General features: G+C 68.4%; 11 protein-coding genes. 2 read left to right on the forward strand and 9 right to left on the reverse strand.

Annotated features, from left to right (window positions below; all coding sequences use genetic code 11):
- Nucleotides 1-46: 46 nt before the first annotated feature.
- On the forward strand, nt 47-1,477 hold the full coding sequence (locus tag ACQCVD_RS10555; RefSeq protein WP_426823721.1) for a zinc-dependent metalloprotease: 1,431 nt from the start codon (nt 47-49) through the stop codon (nt 1,475-1,477).
- Here the strand turns inward: ACQCVD_RS10555 and ACQCVD_RS10560 are convergent.
- Complete coding sequence (locus tag ACQCVD_RS10560; RefSeq protein ID WP_426823722.1) at nt 1,474-1,974, reverse strand: M48 family metallopeptidase; 501 nt, start codon at nt 1,972-1,974, stop codon at nt 1,474-1,476. The two genes, ACQCVD_RS10555 and ACQCVD_RS10560, sit on opposite strands and share 4 nt — an antisense overlap.
- A gap of 17 nt (nt 1,975-1,991) precedes the next feature.
- Here ACQCVD_RS10560 and ACQCVD_RS10565 point away from each other — a divergent pair, with 17 nt between their 5' ends.
- Nucleotides 1,992-2,867 carry a TOMM precursor leader peptide-binding protein gene (locus tag ACQCVD_RS10565; protein ID WP_426823723.1) on the forward strand — a complete coding sequence of 292 codons (876 nt, stop codon included), beginning with the start codon at nt 1,992-1,994 and terminating at the stop codon, nt 2,865-2,867.
- 4 nt (nt 2,868-2,871) lie between these two features.
- On the opposite strand, the gene ACQCVD_RS10570 is transcribed toward ACQCVD_RS10565, so the two are convergent.
- From ACQCVD_RS10570 to ACQCVD_RS10605, 8 genes are read right to left on the reverse strand one after another with little or no spacing between them, the layout of a single operon-like run.
- Nucleotides 2,872-4,932, reverse strand: coding sequence for an ATP-dependent DNA helicase UvrD2 (locus ACQCVD_RS10570; protein WP_426823724.1), 2,061 nt, complete (start codon nt 4,930-4,932; stop codon nt 2,872-2,874).
- Between the two features lie 10 nt (nt 4,933-4,942).
- A complete protein-coding gene (locus ACQCVD_RS10575) occupies nt 4,943-5,680 on the reverse strand; it encodes an NAD(+) diphosphatase (RefSeq protein WP_426823725.1) in 738 nt (245 codons plus the stop codon).
- Entirely contained in the window at nt 5,677-6,744 is a 1,068-nt protein-coding gene (locus ACQCVD_RS10580) for a potassium channel family protein (RefSeq protein WP_426823726.1), read from the reverse strand. Before ACQCVD_RS10580 ends, ACQCVD_RS10575 begins: the two co-directional genes overlap by 4 nt.
- A 59-nt stretch (nt 6,745-6,803) precedes the next feature.
- Nucleotides 6,804-10,046 carry an ATP-dependent helicase gene (locus ACQCVD_RS10585; protein ID WP_426823727.1) on the reverse strand — a complete coding sequence of 1,081 codons (3,243 nt, stop codon included), beginning with the start codon at nt 10,044-10,046 and terminating at the stop codon, nt 6,804-6,806.
- Nucleotides 10,039-13,122, reverse strand: a complete 3,084-nt coding sequence (locus ACQCVD_RS10590) for a PD-(D/E)XK nuclease family protein (RefSeq protein ID WP_426823728.1) — start codon at nt 13,120-13,122, stop codon at nt 10,039-10,041. The genes ACQCVD_RS10585 and ACQCVD_RS10590 overlap by 8 nt, the downstream gene beginning before the upstream one ends.
- A gap of 4 nt (nt 13,123-13,126) precedes the next feature.
- Entirely contained in the window at nt 13,127-13,924 is a 798-nt protein-coding gene (locus ACQCVD_RS10595) for a TIGR02569 family protein (RefSeq protein WP_426823729.1), read from the reverse strand.
- Nucleotides 13,921-14,790, reverse strand: a complete 870-nt coding sequence (locus ACQCVD_RS10600; RefSeq protein ID WP_426823730.1) for a DUF3152 domain-containing protein — start codon at nt 14,788-14,790, stop codon at nt 13,921-13,923. Before ACQCVD_RS10600 ends, ACQCVD_RS10595 begins: the two co-directional genes overlap by 4 nt.
- A gap of 26 nt (nt 14,791-14,816) precedes the next feature.
- Nucleotides 14,817-15,041: a DUF3107 domain-containing protein gene (locus tag ACQCVD_RS10605; protein ID WP_426823731.1), complete on the reverse strand. Its 225-nt coding sequence runs from the start codon at nt 15,039-15,041 to the stop codon at nt 14,817-14,819.
- Nucleotides 15,042-15,068: the final 27 nt, after the last annotated feature.

Consider the following 15,068-nt stretch of genomic DNA (forward strand, 5'->3'; position numbering starts at 1 on the left):
GCAATCCCGTGGCTTTGGACGGGGACACCCCGGTAGATTGGAGGACATGAACTCCAACGGATTCGGCTTTACCTTCGGCAACAATGACGACGATGACGACGACCGTCGGCGTCGCGATAACCAGAACCCGTTCGGGGGATTTGGGTTTGACGGCTCCGGCGGGCTGGGCGACATGCTCAGCCAGTTCGGCCAGATGCTCTCCGGCATGGGCTCCTCAATGAACTCCCCCGACGCCGCGGGCCCCGTCAATTACGCCCTGGCCGAGCGCATCGCCCGGCAGCAGATCGGCAAGGTGGCCCCGGTACGCGAACAGGACACGAAGGCGGTCGACGATTCCGTCCGCCTGGCCGAGCTCTGGCTCAATGACGCGACAATCCTGCCCACCTCCGGCGGCAAGGTCGAGGCCTGGAACGCGGAAACCTATCTGACCGAGACTCTGCCGATGTGGAAGCGGCTCGTCAGCCCCGTCGCGGAGCACATGAACGAGGCTCAGCTGGAATCGCTGCCGGAGGAGGCCCGCGAGATGATGGGGCCGATGCTGCAGATGATGAACCAGATGTCCGGCATGAACTTCGGCATGCAGCTGGGCAACGCCCTGGGCGACCTCGCTTCCCAGTCCCTGACCGGCTCCGATTTCGGTCTCCCCGTCGCTCCGGCCGGCACCACCGCGGTGCTGCCCAAGGAGGTCGGCCGCATCGCCGGCGACCTCAACATCGGCTCCCAGGACGTGCTGGTCTACATCTGCGCCCGTGAGGCCGCCCGGCAGCGACTGTTCCAGCACGTGCCGTGGCTGGTGGAGCGCCTGGTCTCCTCCGTCGAGGAGTACGCCGCCGGGTTGGTCATCGACACCTCCCACATCGAGGAGGCCACCCGGTCGCTCAACCTGGAGTCCGGGGACCCGGCCGCCATCCAGGAGGCGATGTCCCAGCTGCAGAACATGGACCTGTCCCCGAAGATCAGCTCCCGCAACGCACGTGCCGTCGCGCGCCTGGAGACCCTGCTGGCCCTGGTCGAGGGCTGGGTGGAGTTCGTGGTGACCCGCGCCATGGGCGAACGGATCCCCTCCACCAACGCCCTCAATGAGGCGTGGCGACGCCGCCGAGCCACCGGCGGCTCCGCTGAACAGGCCTTCGCCAAGGTCGTCGGCATCGAGTTCGCCGCCCCCAAGGTCGCCGAGGCCATGGAACTGTGGCGCCGCGTGGACCAGGCCGTGGGTCAGGAGCGCCGTGACGCTGTCTGGGATCACCCGGACTTCCTCCCCTCCGCGCCTGACCTGGATAAGCCGGCCGAATTCATCGACGGGCTGCTCGCCGAGGGCGACGCCGACGGTTTCGACCCGATCGCGGAGATCAACCGGCTGGAGCAGATGCTCGCTGAACAGGGCAAGGACTCGGAGCCCAAGGACACCGAGGACAACAAGAACCAGCAGGAAGAAGACGGCGACAACGACGACGGGGACCAGAAGGACGGAAACTAGCTGAAACGCTGGTAGGCCTCCAGATAGCCCTTCGCCCGCTCGGCCTGGGGCACCCGGTCCGCCCACTCCCAGAACTCGGCGGAGTGACCGTCGCGGATGAAGGTGTGGGTCAGCTCGTGGACGATCACCGAGTCCAGGACGTAGTCGGGCACCCCCTGTAGCCGGTCGGAGATCCGGATGTCTCCGGTGGCCGTTGTGCACGACCCCCAGCGGGTGCTCTGGTTGCTCACAAACCGGATGGAACCGATCCGGGCGTTCCCGGCCAGCACCTGCCGGTTCAGCTGCTGCGCCCGGGCAAGCAGCTGTTCGTCGGAGGTACGGGTGCTGGTGGTCTTGGCCTTCAGCTTGGCCAGGATCTCAGCCACCGCCCTGTCCTCCTCCGCGGCCGACATCCGCGCCGGGATTCTCACCTGCACCTTCTCCCCCACCAGCCGCGCCTGCACCGTACGGGTGCGGCGGGCGGACCGGATGACTTCAACTTCGGGGGAGGATCGCATGACAGCACAGTCTAGCTGTGGTGCAATGGCTCCCGGGGACGATCATCGGGGGTGGGAAAGTGGATCAGGTCATGCTCGCGTCGGCGGCACACATCTTTCTCCGGGATGCCACCACGGTGCAGTTCGGGCTGGACGCCACGCGGGCGGGAGCCGTGGAGACCGAGCATGCCCCGGCCCTGGTCGCGGCGCTGCTGGCCGCCCGGTCCCCCATCGCCGAAACCGATCTGCTCTCCCGCTTGAGCCGCATCGGCTTCAGTACCGCCGCGGCGGGCAGCTTGTTCGCTGATCTGCGCAACTACCGCATCCTGGTGCCTGCCCCGGGTGGGGCGGTGATCATCCTGGGCCGTTCCCGTCTGGCCCGGGCCACCGCGGAAATCCTCCGGGCCGCCGGTCAGGTGGTGCGCGCTCCCCTGCTGGGTGAATCCGAGTACGCCTACCTCGCCGCCACGGATATCGACGTCCCCGTGCTCGTCATCGACCGGCTGGCGCATTCCCGGCTGATGGCTCCCCTGCTGGCCAGGCTGGCGGGATCCTGGGCGCCGGCCTCGATCATCGACGGCCGCGGCGTGATCGGCCCCCTGCGTATCGACGGCTCCGGCCCCTGCCCCATGTGTGTGGACCTGCACCGGGCCACCCGGGATCCGCAGTGGTACCGCACCGTCAGTCAGCTTCCGGGCGGACCGACGAGCCCGGATCCCCTGACCGTCGCGGCCACGGCCGCCCGGCTGGCTGCGGTGGCCCAACAGCTGCTCGGGCGGGACCTCGCCCCGCCCGGCGCACCACTGGAGCAGCTGACGCCGGGCATGATGCTGAAGGTCGATCCGCGGGGCGCCGGGGCACCGCCGACGACGTTGCGTCCGCACCCGCGCTGTCCGGTGTGCTGGTACTACTGAGAGCTCAGTGGAACCCCGCGATGGCCTGCAGGAGTCCGGAACCGTACTTCTTGGCCTTGACCGGACCGATCCCGGAGATGTCCAGCAACTCCTCCTCGGTTTCCGGCATGGCTTCGGCAACGGCCATGAGGGTGGCGTCGGAGAAGACGATGTAGGCCGGCACCTGCATCTCCTTCGCCACCTCACTGCGCCAGGCCCGCAGACCGTCGAAGACCCCGTCATCGGCGTCGGAGGGACAGTCTGAGCATCTGCCCAGGACCTTCTCGGAAGGGTCCTCGAGGGGGCGGCCGCACACCCGGCAGCGTTTGGGGCGGACGGTACGCGGCGGCACCTTCGCCAGGTCCGGCTCCGGTACCACGCCATCCAGGAACCGGGTCCGTTTGCGGGTTCTGCGCCCGCCCTCCTGCCTGGCCAGGGACCAGGAGCAGAACAGGTGCTCCCGGGCGCGCGTGATCCCGACGTAGAACAGCCGGCGTTCCTCCTCGATCTGGTGGTCGCCCGCCTTGATGGCGTGGTTGATCGGCAGCATGTTCTCCACCAGCCCGACCAGGAACACCGCATCCCATTCCAGGCCCTTCGCCGCGTGGAGACTGGCCAGCGTCACCCCCTCCACCGTCGGGGGGTGCTTGGCCTCGGCACGCTCGCGCAGCTGGCGCAGCAGCAGGTTCAGGTCCAGATCCGGGGTCGCCCGGCCGAGCTCCTCCACGAGCTCCACCAGCGCGTTGAGGGACTGCCAGCGTTCGCGGGCCCGAGCGCCCTGGGGCTCGGTCGGGGTCAGTCCCATTGGGGCCAGCACGGCGCGGACCAGGCGGTGCAACCCGGTGCCCACGGCGTCCTCGGGCAGATCCTGGCGCTGGGACACCCGCACCAGTTCGCTGATCGCCTGGCGCACCTCGGCGCGGTAGAAGAAGCCTTCTCCACCGCGGACCTGGTAGGTCACGCCGGCGTCTGCCAGCGCCTGTTCAAAGGCCGCGGATTGGGCGTTGATGCGGTAGAGCACCGCGATCTCGGAGGCCGGCACCCCCTGGTTGAGCAGGGTGAGGATCTGACCGGCGACCTCCCGGGCCTCGGTGGGCTCATCGTCATAGGCGTGGAACTGCGGTTGCGGGCCGGCCGGGCGCATGCCCTGCAGCTCCAGTCGGGAACCGGCCATCCGTCCGGCGGCCTGCCCGATCACGGTGTTGGCGAGGTCCGTGATCTGCGGGGTGGAACGGTAATCGCGCTGCAGCTTGACGACGGTCGCCTCCGGGTACCGCCGGGAGAATCCGAGCAGCTGGTCGGGGCTCGCGCCGGTGAAGGAGTAGATGGTCTGGTTGGCGTCGCCCACGACGGTGAGGTCATCGCGGTCGCCGAGCCAGGCGTCGAGGACCCGCTGCTGCAGGGGGGTGACGTCCTGGTACTCGTCGACCACGAAGGTGCGGTACTGCTGCCGGAACTCCTCCGCCACCGCGGGTGAGTTCTCCAGGGCACCGACGGTGTGGGTGAGCAGGTCGTCGAAGTCGAGCAGCATTCCCTCCTCGGAGGACTTCGCCCGTTCATAGCGGCGGTAGACCTCGGCGACCTTCTCCGGGGCCACCGGCGGGGTGCGGTCGGTGCCGGCGATCCGCTCGGGGTACTGGTCCGCGGAGATCATCGAGGCCTTCGCCCATTCGATCTCACTGAGCAGGTCCCGGATGTTCTCCGTCTCGCTGGCCACCCCGACGGAGCGGGCGGCCCGGCCGATCAGGGGGAACTTATTGTCCAGCAGCCGCCAGGGCAGGTCTCCGGCCACCTTGGGCCAGAAGTAGCTGAGCTGGCGGCGGGCGGCCGCGTGGAAGGTGCGGGCCTGTACCCCACCGATCCCCATCAGTCCCAGCCGGTGGCGCATCTCCCCGGCGGCCCGGGACGTGAAGGTGACGGCCAGCACCCGGTTGGGGTTGACGAATCCCTGCTCGATCAGATGGGCGATGCGGTAGGTGATGGTGCGGGTTTTACCGGTTCCCGCGCCGGCGAGAATGCACACCGGGCCGCGTGGCGCGGTGGCGGCGACACGCTGATCGGCGTCCAGGTCCTCGAGGTTGAGCATGGGGTCCTTTCTAGTGGTTGGCGAGCCAGTCGGAGATCATCTGGTGGGCGATGGAACCGCTGCGGGGCAGAGTCACCTCCCCGATGGTGTGGGCGTCCACCCACCGGGTCTCCGCCAGCTCACCGTCCGTTTCGGCGGTGGCGTCGATGTCGTCGGTGAAGGCGTGGAAGCCGATCATCAGGGAACCGCTCGGCGGCCAGGGTTGGCTGCCCCAGTACGTGATGTCGTGGACGCGGCGGCCGGTCTCCTCCAGCACCTCGCGGGCGAAGGCCTGCTCCAGGGTCTCACCGGGATCGACGTAGCCGGCGATGAGCGAGAAGAAGCCACGGCTCCGGAAAGCGTTGCGGCCCAACAGAATCTGGTTCCGCCCGGCCAGTTCGACGATGCCGATCACCGCCGGGTCGATGCGGGGGAAGATGGGTGAGTGCCGCTCACCATGCCCGATGATCCCGTCCTCGTCGAAGGTCAGGGGGCTGCCGTCGGAGGGGTCGAAGCGGAAGTTGTCGCGGTGGCGCAGCAGGGCGACCACGCGGGCGAGCTTCGGCTCGGTGAGAAACTCCAGGCCCGCGGCCACCTCGCCGCCGACGTCGCTGGCCTGCCGGTCCACGTACTCCTCCGGCACCCGCACCGCCCAGCTCTGCCCGTCGATCCGCACCGCCTCCCCGCCGTGGGGCCGCTGTCCCAGGTAGGGCCGGCCGTCCTTGACCACGAACCGGTCCCTCGGGTCGATGCACAGATAGTTGTTCACGGTTGTTCTCCTGTCACGTGGCGGACATACAGCAGTCGGTCACCGGGCTCGACGCTCTCCGCTTCCGGGGAGTCGATCCGGTAGAGCTCCCCGGAGCGCACCACACCGAGCACGATATCGGCCAGGTGCCGCGGGTTGGCGCCCACCTCATCCTCGCCCACCTGGCGCTCGGCGACGGAAAAACCCTCATCCGGGGACAGCAGGTCCTCCATCATCTCCACCACGGTGGGGGTGACGGTCGCCAGGCCCAGCAGGCGCCCGGCGGTCTCCGAGGAGATCACCACCGAATCCGCCCCGGACTGTTCCAACAGGTGCTGGTTCTCGGATTCGCGCACGCTCGCCACGATCATCGCCGAGGGCGCCAGTTCCCGGACCGAGAGGGTGACCAGCACAGCGGTATCGTCCAGGTTCGGGGCGACGACCACCGCCCGGGCCCGGTTGACGCCGGCGATCCGCAGGACGTCCGCCTTCGTCGCCGTGCCCTGGACGGTGACCAGGCCCTGGCTCTCGGCCAGTTTCAGGGCCTGCCGGTCCTCATCGATGACCACGATATTGGCCGGTGAGACTCCGTCTGCGAGCAGGGCGGCAACCGCCGAGCGGCCCTTGGTGCCGTAGCCGACGACGATGGTGTGGTTGCGCACTCGTTTCCTCCAGCGTTGAATCTGCCAGGATCGCCGTGATTCCTCGGTCAGCACCGCGAGGGTGGTGCCGACCAGCAGGATCACGAAGGCGATGCGGATGGGTGTGACGATGATCAGGTTGATGAGCCGAGCGGACTGCGTGACCGGGGTGATGTCGCCGTAACCGGTGGTCGACAGCGACACCGCCGAGTAGTACAGGGCGTCGATGAAGGTCAGGTCCTCCGAATAGCCCTCCCGGTCCACGTAGACGATCACCGCGACGAACAGCAGCAGGATCAAGGCGTAGCCCAGCCGCCGGAGAATCAGCCACCAGGGACCGACCGGCCGGGAACCAGGCATGTTGATGACCCCGAGCAAGGCATGGTGGGGCAGTTCGTCGAGTTCCCCGTCATTGCGGAACCGCTCCCGGATTCGCGAACGCATCGTCTTCGTCTCCTTGTCCACCGGTTCCGGCGATCCGCCCTAACTCTAGCGCTCCAATTCTAGTTCTCCTGCTCAAGCAGTTCCGCCAGTGCTACCCGATCCGGGATGACGGCAGGTTCGAAGGTGTGGTTGTGCCCGACGTAGTGGAAGGCCGCCCGTACCGGTCCGCTCTCCGGCATCAGTTCAGTCCAGGCCAGCCGGTAGACCGCGAGCTGGATGATCGCCGCGCGCATCTCCGACCCGCTCGGCGGCTGCCCGGTCTTCCAGTCCACGATCAGCCATCCATCGTCTTCGCGGAAGACGGCGTCCATCCGGCCCCGGACCACCCGCCTGCCGATGGAGACCTCGAAGGGCTGCTCGACGAACTCCGGGGTCCGGTCAGCCCACCGGCTGGCCAGGAACTGCTCCTTCAGGTGCACCAGCTCCCGGCTGGAGACCTCGTCCTCCCCCAACCCCGGCAACTGGTCCTCGTCCAACAGCGAGGTGGCGCCGAAGCGGTCCTCCAGCCACTGGTGGAAGGCGGTGCCCCGCTTGGCGTACGTGTTGGGTTTGAAGGGCACGGGCCGACGCAGGCGCCGGGCGAACTGCTCCGGGTTGTTCTGCAGCGCGACCAGGTCCGTGGCCGTGAGTTCCGGGGTCAACGGCACCTCGATCACCTCCGCCGAGAGCGCCTCCTGTTCCTCGATCAGGGCGGTGACCTCCCGTTCCCACAGGTCGAACAGCCCGTTGTCGGCGGAGTGGGCGGGAAGGTCGGCCTGTGCGGCACGGACCAGCTCCGCCCCGGCGAGGGTCTCCGGGTGGGCCGAAAGGTGCGGGAAGAGGCCCTCCGGCGGTGGCGGAAGCTCGGGTAGCTCGGCCTCGTCCGCAGTCTCGGAACCGTACCAGGTGCCCACGGCACCGGGAGCGGCCTGCCTGAGGACCTCGAGGTTCGCGTAGGGCTGGCACTCGGTGCCGTTGTCGTTCAGATGGGAGGCACTGACCAGCAGGGCGTGCTCCGTCCGGGTCACAGCCACGTAGAACAGCCGGGTGTTCTCCTCGTCCTGTGCGGCACGGATGTCCTTCTTGTAGTCCTCGCAGGCTGCCTCGAATTCCTTCCGGTCGTCGACAGCGGTGTCCAGTGCCGGGGCATCCTCGGCGTCGCCGCGCACTCCGGAGGGCAGCTCCGGGATGTTCGACAGGAAGGTCCGCGGCCGGGACTGGTAGGTGCGGTCATCGGCGTGCAGCACCGCCACCACGTTCCACTCCAGCCCCTTGGCCTTGTGGGCGGTGAGGATCTGCACCCGGTCGCTGCGCACGATCACCTCCCCGGGTTCCAGGCCGCCGTCGGTTTCCTTCGCCTGCTCGAAGTAGCCGAGCAGACCACGCAGCGTCGCCCCGGGAATGGCGGCGAACCCGGCCACCTCCTCAGCGAGACGGTCCAGGTGAGCCGCCCCCACGGCGCCGTCGGCGCCCGGGTTCTGACGGGCGAGCACCTCTGTGCGTACCCCGATGACGTCCTCGATATCGGAAAACAGGTCCGGCAGGGAGTGCGAGAGACTGTGGGTGCGCAGGTGGCGCAGTTCTGCGGCCAAGAGCCGTAGCCGCTGATAACCCGTCTCGCTGTAACGTTCCGGCTCCCCCAGGTCCGCGACCGCATCCGCGAGTCCCACGACCTCCTCCGGCGCGGCTGGCAGGGTGTCGGCGATGATCTGCTCGAGCCGTTCCAGCGGATCATCCGCCAGGATCGTCTGGTTGCGGTTACCGGTGGCCCGGGCCGCAAGGTTCGCCGCGCGCCCGGCCAGCGCGAGGAGGTCGGAAACCCCGAGACCGACGTGCGGGCCGGCCAGGATCCGGAGGGCCGCCGTGGTGTCCTGGGGCTTGACCAGCATGGTCGCCACTGCGATCACATCGGCCACTTCCGGTACATACAGCAGCCCGGACAACCCGACAATTTCATTGGGGATGCCGAGCTCGTCCAACTCCTCGGCGATGAGCGCGGAGTGGCGGTTCTTACGGACCAGCACCGCGCCGGTGAACTCCTCCCCCTTGTCCCGGCGGGCGTGAAAGTGCCCCGCCAGCCACCGGGCGGCCTCCATCCGCTCGGAGACGGCGGTGTCATGGAACGCCAGTTTCACCTCGCCGGTGTCGGCGCCCGGTCGGGCGGTCAACGGTTGGACGGTGCGGCCCGGGTGGTGCGCGGGCCCCAGCACCTCCCGGGAGACGGCGTTGGCCAGGTCCAGCACCTCCGGCGGATTCCGCCAGGAGGTGGTCAGTTCCCGCTTCGGCGCGGGCTGGCCGTCCACCAGCGGGAAGTCGGCGATGAAATTCTCCAGGTTCGCGGCCGTGGCCCCGCGCCACCCGTAGATCGACTGCATCGGGTCGCCGACGGCCGTCACGGTCAGTCCCTCGTCCCGGGTGCCGTAAAGGCTGCGCAGGAGCACTCGCTGGGAGTGGCTGGTGTCCTGGTACTCATCCAGCATGACCACCCGGAAGCGGCGGCGCTGCGAGGCTCCGACCTGCGGGAAACCTTCCGCGAGCTGGGCCGCCAGGGCCATCTGCTCGCCGAAGGTGATGACGTTGCGTGCCTTCAGCTCCTGTTTCAGCTCCGCGATCAGCGGGAGATACTCCAGCCGGGCACGTTGGGTGCCCAGGTAGCCCGCCATCTTGGCGGTCAATTCGCTGCGCTGCTTGGGCCCCTTGGGCAGGGACTCGAAGTTGTCGATGAAGGCGCCGGTCTCCTCGGTCAGGTCCGCCGCGGAGACCATGTGGTTGTCCAGTTCACCCGACAGCTCGAGGACATTGGAGATCACGGTGCTCAGGGCGTGGTCCGTGTCCAGCTCGCCGGTGTAGTCGCGGACGATCTCCGCGGCGATCTGGTGCAGCTCTGTCTGGCTGATCAACCGGGCCGAAGGCTCGACCTGGGCGAGCAGGCCGTACTCCCCGATCAGCCGTCCGGCGTAGGAGTCATAGGTGGATACCGTCGGGGTGATGGTTTCCAGTGCCTCGGCCAGTTGGCCGCTGGGGTCCAGCTCGCCCACCTTCGGGGTGCCGGCGAAGATCTCCAGTTGCCGCCGGATCTTCTGGTTCAGCTGTTGAGCTGCCTTGCGGGTGAAGGTGAGTCCGAGGATCTGGTCCGGGGTGGCGTAACCGTTGGCCACCAGCCACACCACCCGCGAGGCCATGGTGGTGGTCTTGCCGGCACCGGCACCGGCCACCACCAACAGGGGCCCCGGCGCGGCGCCGATCACGGCGGCCTGCTGCTCGGTGGGACCGAACTTCTCCCCCAGGGATTTCGAGAGCAGTTGTGGGGAAATCCTAGACATCGGTGGTCATTCTCCCTTCCGGCTGAACCGGGCAGATAGAGGTCAGGGGGCAGTGGGAACAGGCCGGGTTGATGCGCGCGCGCAGACTCGGGCCGCGGAGTTCGGCGGCGAGTGCCGGCAGGGACTGCGCCAGTTCCTCGAGCTCCTCCGCGGTCTTGGGGGCCTGCTGTCGTTCGGTGGCTTTGCCGTAGGTGATCTTGGCGGGAAAGACCAGCAGCGCCCCGCCGACGCGTTCCGGCTCCTGCTCCGGCTCAGGCGCGGTGACCCGGCCGGCGTTCAGGGCACCCCGGCTCAGGGCCAGCTGGTACACGGCCAGCTGGGCATGGTCGTCCATGTTCTTCTGCGTGGGCACGGACTTGCCCGTCTTCAGGTCCACGATGTGCAGTTCGCCGGCTCCGTCGCGCTCCAACCGGTCCATCCGCCCCCGGATCTTGACCTCCGGGGTGATCGGCACATCCACCTCAACCTCCACACCCACCTGCTCGAAGGTCGGCGCCCGGGAACCCAGCCACCTCGCGGTCTGCCCGATCAGCTGGCGCCAATTCTGCAATTCCGCCTCGCGCTGCCAGGCGGGGACCCGGATGAGGTTCTCATAGGCGTGGTCGAGCAACTCGGTGGCCCGTTCCTGGTTCGCCCCACGGGCCAGTGCCTCCGCGAAGGCGTGGACCAGGGTGCCTTTGAGCATCTGGATGGGGGTCTCCTCTTCTTCCTCCACCCGGGCGAGTACCGCGTTGAGCGGGCAGTTGGCCAGCGCCTCCACCCGCGAGGGTGAGAGACTGACCTGGGGGCGGTCGTCGAGCAGCTGCCGTTCGGAGACCTCCGTGGTGCTCCACCAGTCGGCCGGTTGGGCCCCGGGCACCCCCGCGGCCGCCAGCCGGGCCAGCTGTCGGGCGGCCTGTGCCTTGAAGTCCGCCCGTACCTCCGGCGAGTTGACGTAGCGGCGCAGTTCCGCGATCAGGGAGGGGGTGGACAGCACCCGCACGGTCGGCGCGATCTCATCGCCGTCGGTCGCCTCGGAGCCGAAGCTCATCTGCTGCACGGTGGCGCCGTCGAGTTCCGACAGAAAGCGCGAAGGCTCCAGTTCCTCATCGGTGTCGGTGGATTCCACCGCGGTGACCAGCAGCTTGTCGACGGCGCGGTGAGCCGCCATATGGAACAGCCGGCGCTCTTCCTTGAGCTTCGGGGCCGAGCGGGACACCAGGGTGCCCGGCGGAATGCCCTGATCGGCCAGGTCGATCAATTCCTCCTGGCCGAACAGGGTGCCGGTCTCCCCCAACGAAGGCCAGGTGCCCTCCTGCACCCCGGCCACCACGACGTGGCTCCATTCGGCGCCGTCGGTGCCGTGCGCGGTCAACAGGGTGACCGCATCCGGTTCCACCCCCCGGCGCTCACGCACGCCCGTGGGCAGCTCCTGTTCCGCGATGTGCCGGATGAAGGAGTCGATCCCGGCGGTGGGCCGGCGCTCGGCGTAGTCGCCCGCGGCGTCGAACAGCGTCATCATCGCGTCCAAGTCCCGGTCGGCCTGGGAGCCTGCCGCGCCACCCCGCAGGCTGGCCGCCATGAGGCGGTCCGCCAGGCCGGTGGTTTCCCAGAGGGCCCAGAGCACCTCCTCCACGCTGGCGTGGGCCTCCCGGGCCCGGTGTCCGGCGGCCAGGACATCGCGGATCCGCTCCAGGATGTCGAGCTCACGTTCCGTCAGTGTCTCGGTGAGCTCCTCCCGGTGGAACGGTCGTGCGGGATGGATCAGCTCACGCAGCACGTCGGTGGCACGGCGTTCGAAGTCCAGGCGGCGCAACCCGCGCAGCAGTCGGCGCAACGTCACCGGGTCTGCACCACCCATCGGCCCGAGCAGCAGTTCCTCCAGTTCCGAGGGCGACAGCTCCTCGGACAGGGCACGGACCCCGAGGATCATGCCCGCGACGATGGACTGCTCGGCCAGCACCACGTCGGTGGGATTCAGGTGCACCGGCACCCCGGCGTTGAGCAGGGCCCGCCGGACCGGAGCGATCATGCCGGTGGAGCGCACCACTACCGCAATGTCATTCCAGGGCACGCCATCGAGCAGGTGGGCGCGGCGGATCCGGTCGGCGATCAACGCGTACTGACTGGTGGTGGTGTCTGCCTTGATGACCCGGCGCTGTGGTTTCCGGAAGGACTCGCGCAACCGGATCTCATGGTTCACCGGGTACTTGAGGAGAAACTCCGGGGAGGCGCCGCGGAAGTGGAAGACGGCCTGCTCCGGATCACCGGCGATCACCGTCAGCTTCGTCTGCGGCATGAGCACCTGCAGTAGTTCGGCGGACTTCGGGTCCAGATGCTGGGCGTCATCGATGATGAGGGCATCCAGCTCCAGTTCCGGGGGGTTGACCCGGATCGCATCCAGTGCTGCGGTGACCAGTTCCGAGGCGCTGTAGGCCTGCGTGCCGGCCAGGGCCGTGGTCTGTTCGTACTCCCGCAGGAAATCTCCCGCGGCCGACCAGATGGGGCGGTCATAGCGGCGGCCCCACTCATCCAGGTCATCCGGTCCCAGGCCGCGTTCCACCGAACGCAGGAGGAAATCGCGGAGCTGCCGGGCGAAGCCGACGAGCCGCAGGGCCGGCCGGTGCTCGGCCGGCCAACTACCCCGCCCGGTTTCGGCGTGACCCTCCAGCAACTCCCGGATCACCGAATCCTGTTCCGCGCCGGTGATCAGCCGGGCGGGACGTGACTGCCGCAGCAGCGCAAAGGCCAACGAGTGCACCGAACGAACAAGAGTGCCGCTGGAGACGTAGGAGCCGGCGAGCTGCTCCACCAGCTCCCGGCGCAGCCGCGCGCCGGATTCCTTCGCCGGTGCGATGACCATGATGCGGGCGGGATCGGTGCCGCTCCGGATCAGTTCCACGACGGTGTCGAGCAGGAGACTGGAGACCCCGGAGCCGGCCGGCCCCGTCACCCGCCAGGTGCCGGTGGGGTCCGCCAGCAACTGCGCGGCCGGTTCCCCCCACTGCCGAGACTGCCGCTCCGTGTCACCGCTAACCAGCTTTACCTGCATTTTAGGGGGCGGAGCGAATCTCTCTGCGGGCGCGAAATCTGTCATGGTTCTACATTGTGGCAGACACCCTGGACATCAACGTCTCCGCGACCCGTTCCAGATCAGCCGCCATGGTCGGTATGGCGTCCTCATGGAACTGGTGGACCAGCACGCGGTAGCACAGGGCGCGCAGCAGCAGCTGGTCCAGGCCCGGCAGATGGTCGAAGCGGTCCAGCACACCGGTGTCGACCGCACCCGCCAGCAGACCATCGACCATGACCAGGGCTGCGGTGTACCCGTGTGGATGTGCGACGGCCACCAGATCCGTGACGGCCGGGGCCTGGTATCCGGAGAACAGCAACGTGGCCAGCAGGTCCGCGTGGCAGACCTGCTCCGCGGCGGCCAGCGGCTCCATCTGCGCGGTCAGCCTGGCCGCCAGTTCATTACCGCAGTCATTGCCGGAACGCGACGCGCGATCGGCCTTGGTGAAGGGGTCCTCGCCACCCTCGCGGGCGAAAGCGGGGATGTCGAGGGCGCTCAGGGCGTCGTCGAGCCGGAGGGCGGCGTGCACGGCTTCATCCACCCGGCGCGCGGGTTGGCCGTCGATGTGGTTTGAGGCCCGCCAGCCGGAGACCACGTAGCGGCCGTCGGTGGCACGGATCGGGCGGGCCACCCGCAGACCGGGGACCCGCAGCTTCTCCCGGGTCTTGGCGGACCAGGCGGCGGCGTCGGCGGACAGGGCCCGGGAGAACACCACCGTGCCCACCCGCCAACCGTGGTCCCAGGCGAGTCCGGCCGGTTCCGGGGTGCCTGGTTCGACATGGAAACCGGACTGGACGAAGTCGGGCAACTGTGGGTTTTCAGTCATGGCATCAGATTAGGGTATGGCCACGGGTTGTAGATGCAGGTTTGGCCGTCGATCCGGTAGACCTCGTTCGGATCCGTCTCCGCGAGGGCGTCGTTGTTCAGGCTCAGGGTCTGCTGCATCATGATCGGGGCGAGTTCCCCCTCGCCGCCGCACGGCTCATGCGCGTAGTAGCCGAGGCCGTGGCCGACCTCGTGGTTGATGAGGTACTGCCGGTAGGAGCCCAGGTCCCCCTCGAAGGGGGCGGCGCCCCGGACCCAGCGGGACTCATTGATGATCACACGCTCCCCGGCCGAGGTGTAACAGCTGGTCTCCATGGCCAGGTCATTGCCGCAGATCTCGTGGGTGGTGCCCACGGAAGTCAGTTGGATGCGCATCGTCGGGTCCTGGTCCGGGGCCACATGCTCGAACCGGAACCGGGGGTCCGCGGTCCAGCCCATCGGGTGGGAGAGCGTGGCGTCGATCATGGCGGACAGGGCGTCGTCACCGCCCATGCTGGCGGTGTCCACCCCCTCCTCGACCTCAATGACGTAGCGGATGACCTGCTCCGTTCCTTCTCCTGCCACCATTCCCGGGGTGCCGACGGTGCGGTAGGTGCCCGCACCCTGCTCGGCGAAGGGGGCCCCGGGTGGCAGCTCGGTGAAGGGAACCTCGACCGGTTCAGTGTCGGCGGGGTCCGGGCCCGCCATGGGCTGGGAGGTTTCCGTCTCCGCCGGGGTCGGTTCCGCGGCGCCGGTATCCGTTTCCGAGGCCGGGGAGGTGAACACGTCCACCAGTACCCAGACCGTGATGATGGCCAGCACCGGGATCGCGTATGCCCGCCACCCCCACTGTCGGGCGTAGCGGACCCACAAAGGTTCCTCGCTCATGTTCGGGTGATACTCAGGTGTTCCGGTCAGGCGCCGGCGAAGCCGACGGTGCGGGCGGTGGAGGTGCCGATCTCCAGGTGGGCGATCTCAGCCGGGTTGATGAAGAACTTCGCTCCCTTGGCGTCCTGCAGCTCGAGGACCTTTTCACTGGCGACGGCCTCACGCACCTTGGCGACGACGGCCTCCTGGGTCTCATCACTGTTGATGACCAGCTCGCGCGGCGAGTGGGAGAATCCGATCTTGATGTCCACGTGGGTTCCTCTTCCTATGGGTTGGTT

Source organism: Corynebacterium halotolerans, from assembly GCF_050107895.1.
In the GTDB taxonomy this organism is placed as follows: domain Bacteria; phylum Actinomycetota; class Actinomycetes; order Mycobacteriales; family Mycobacteriaceae; genus Corynebacterium; species Corynebacterium halotolerans_B.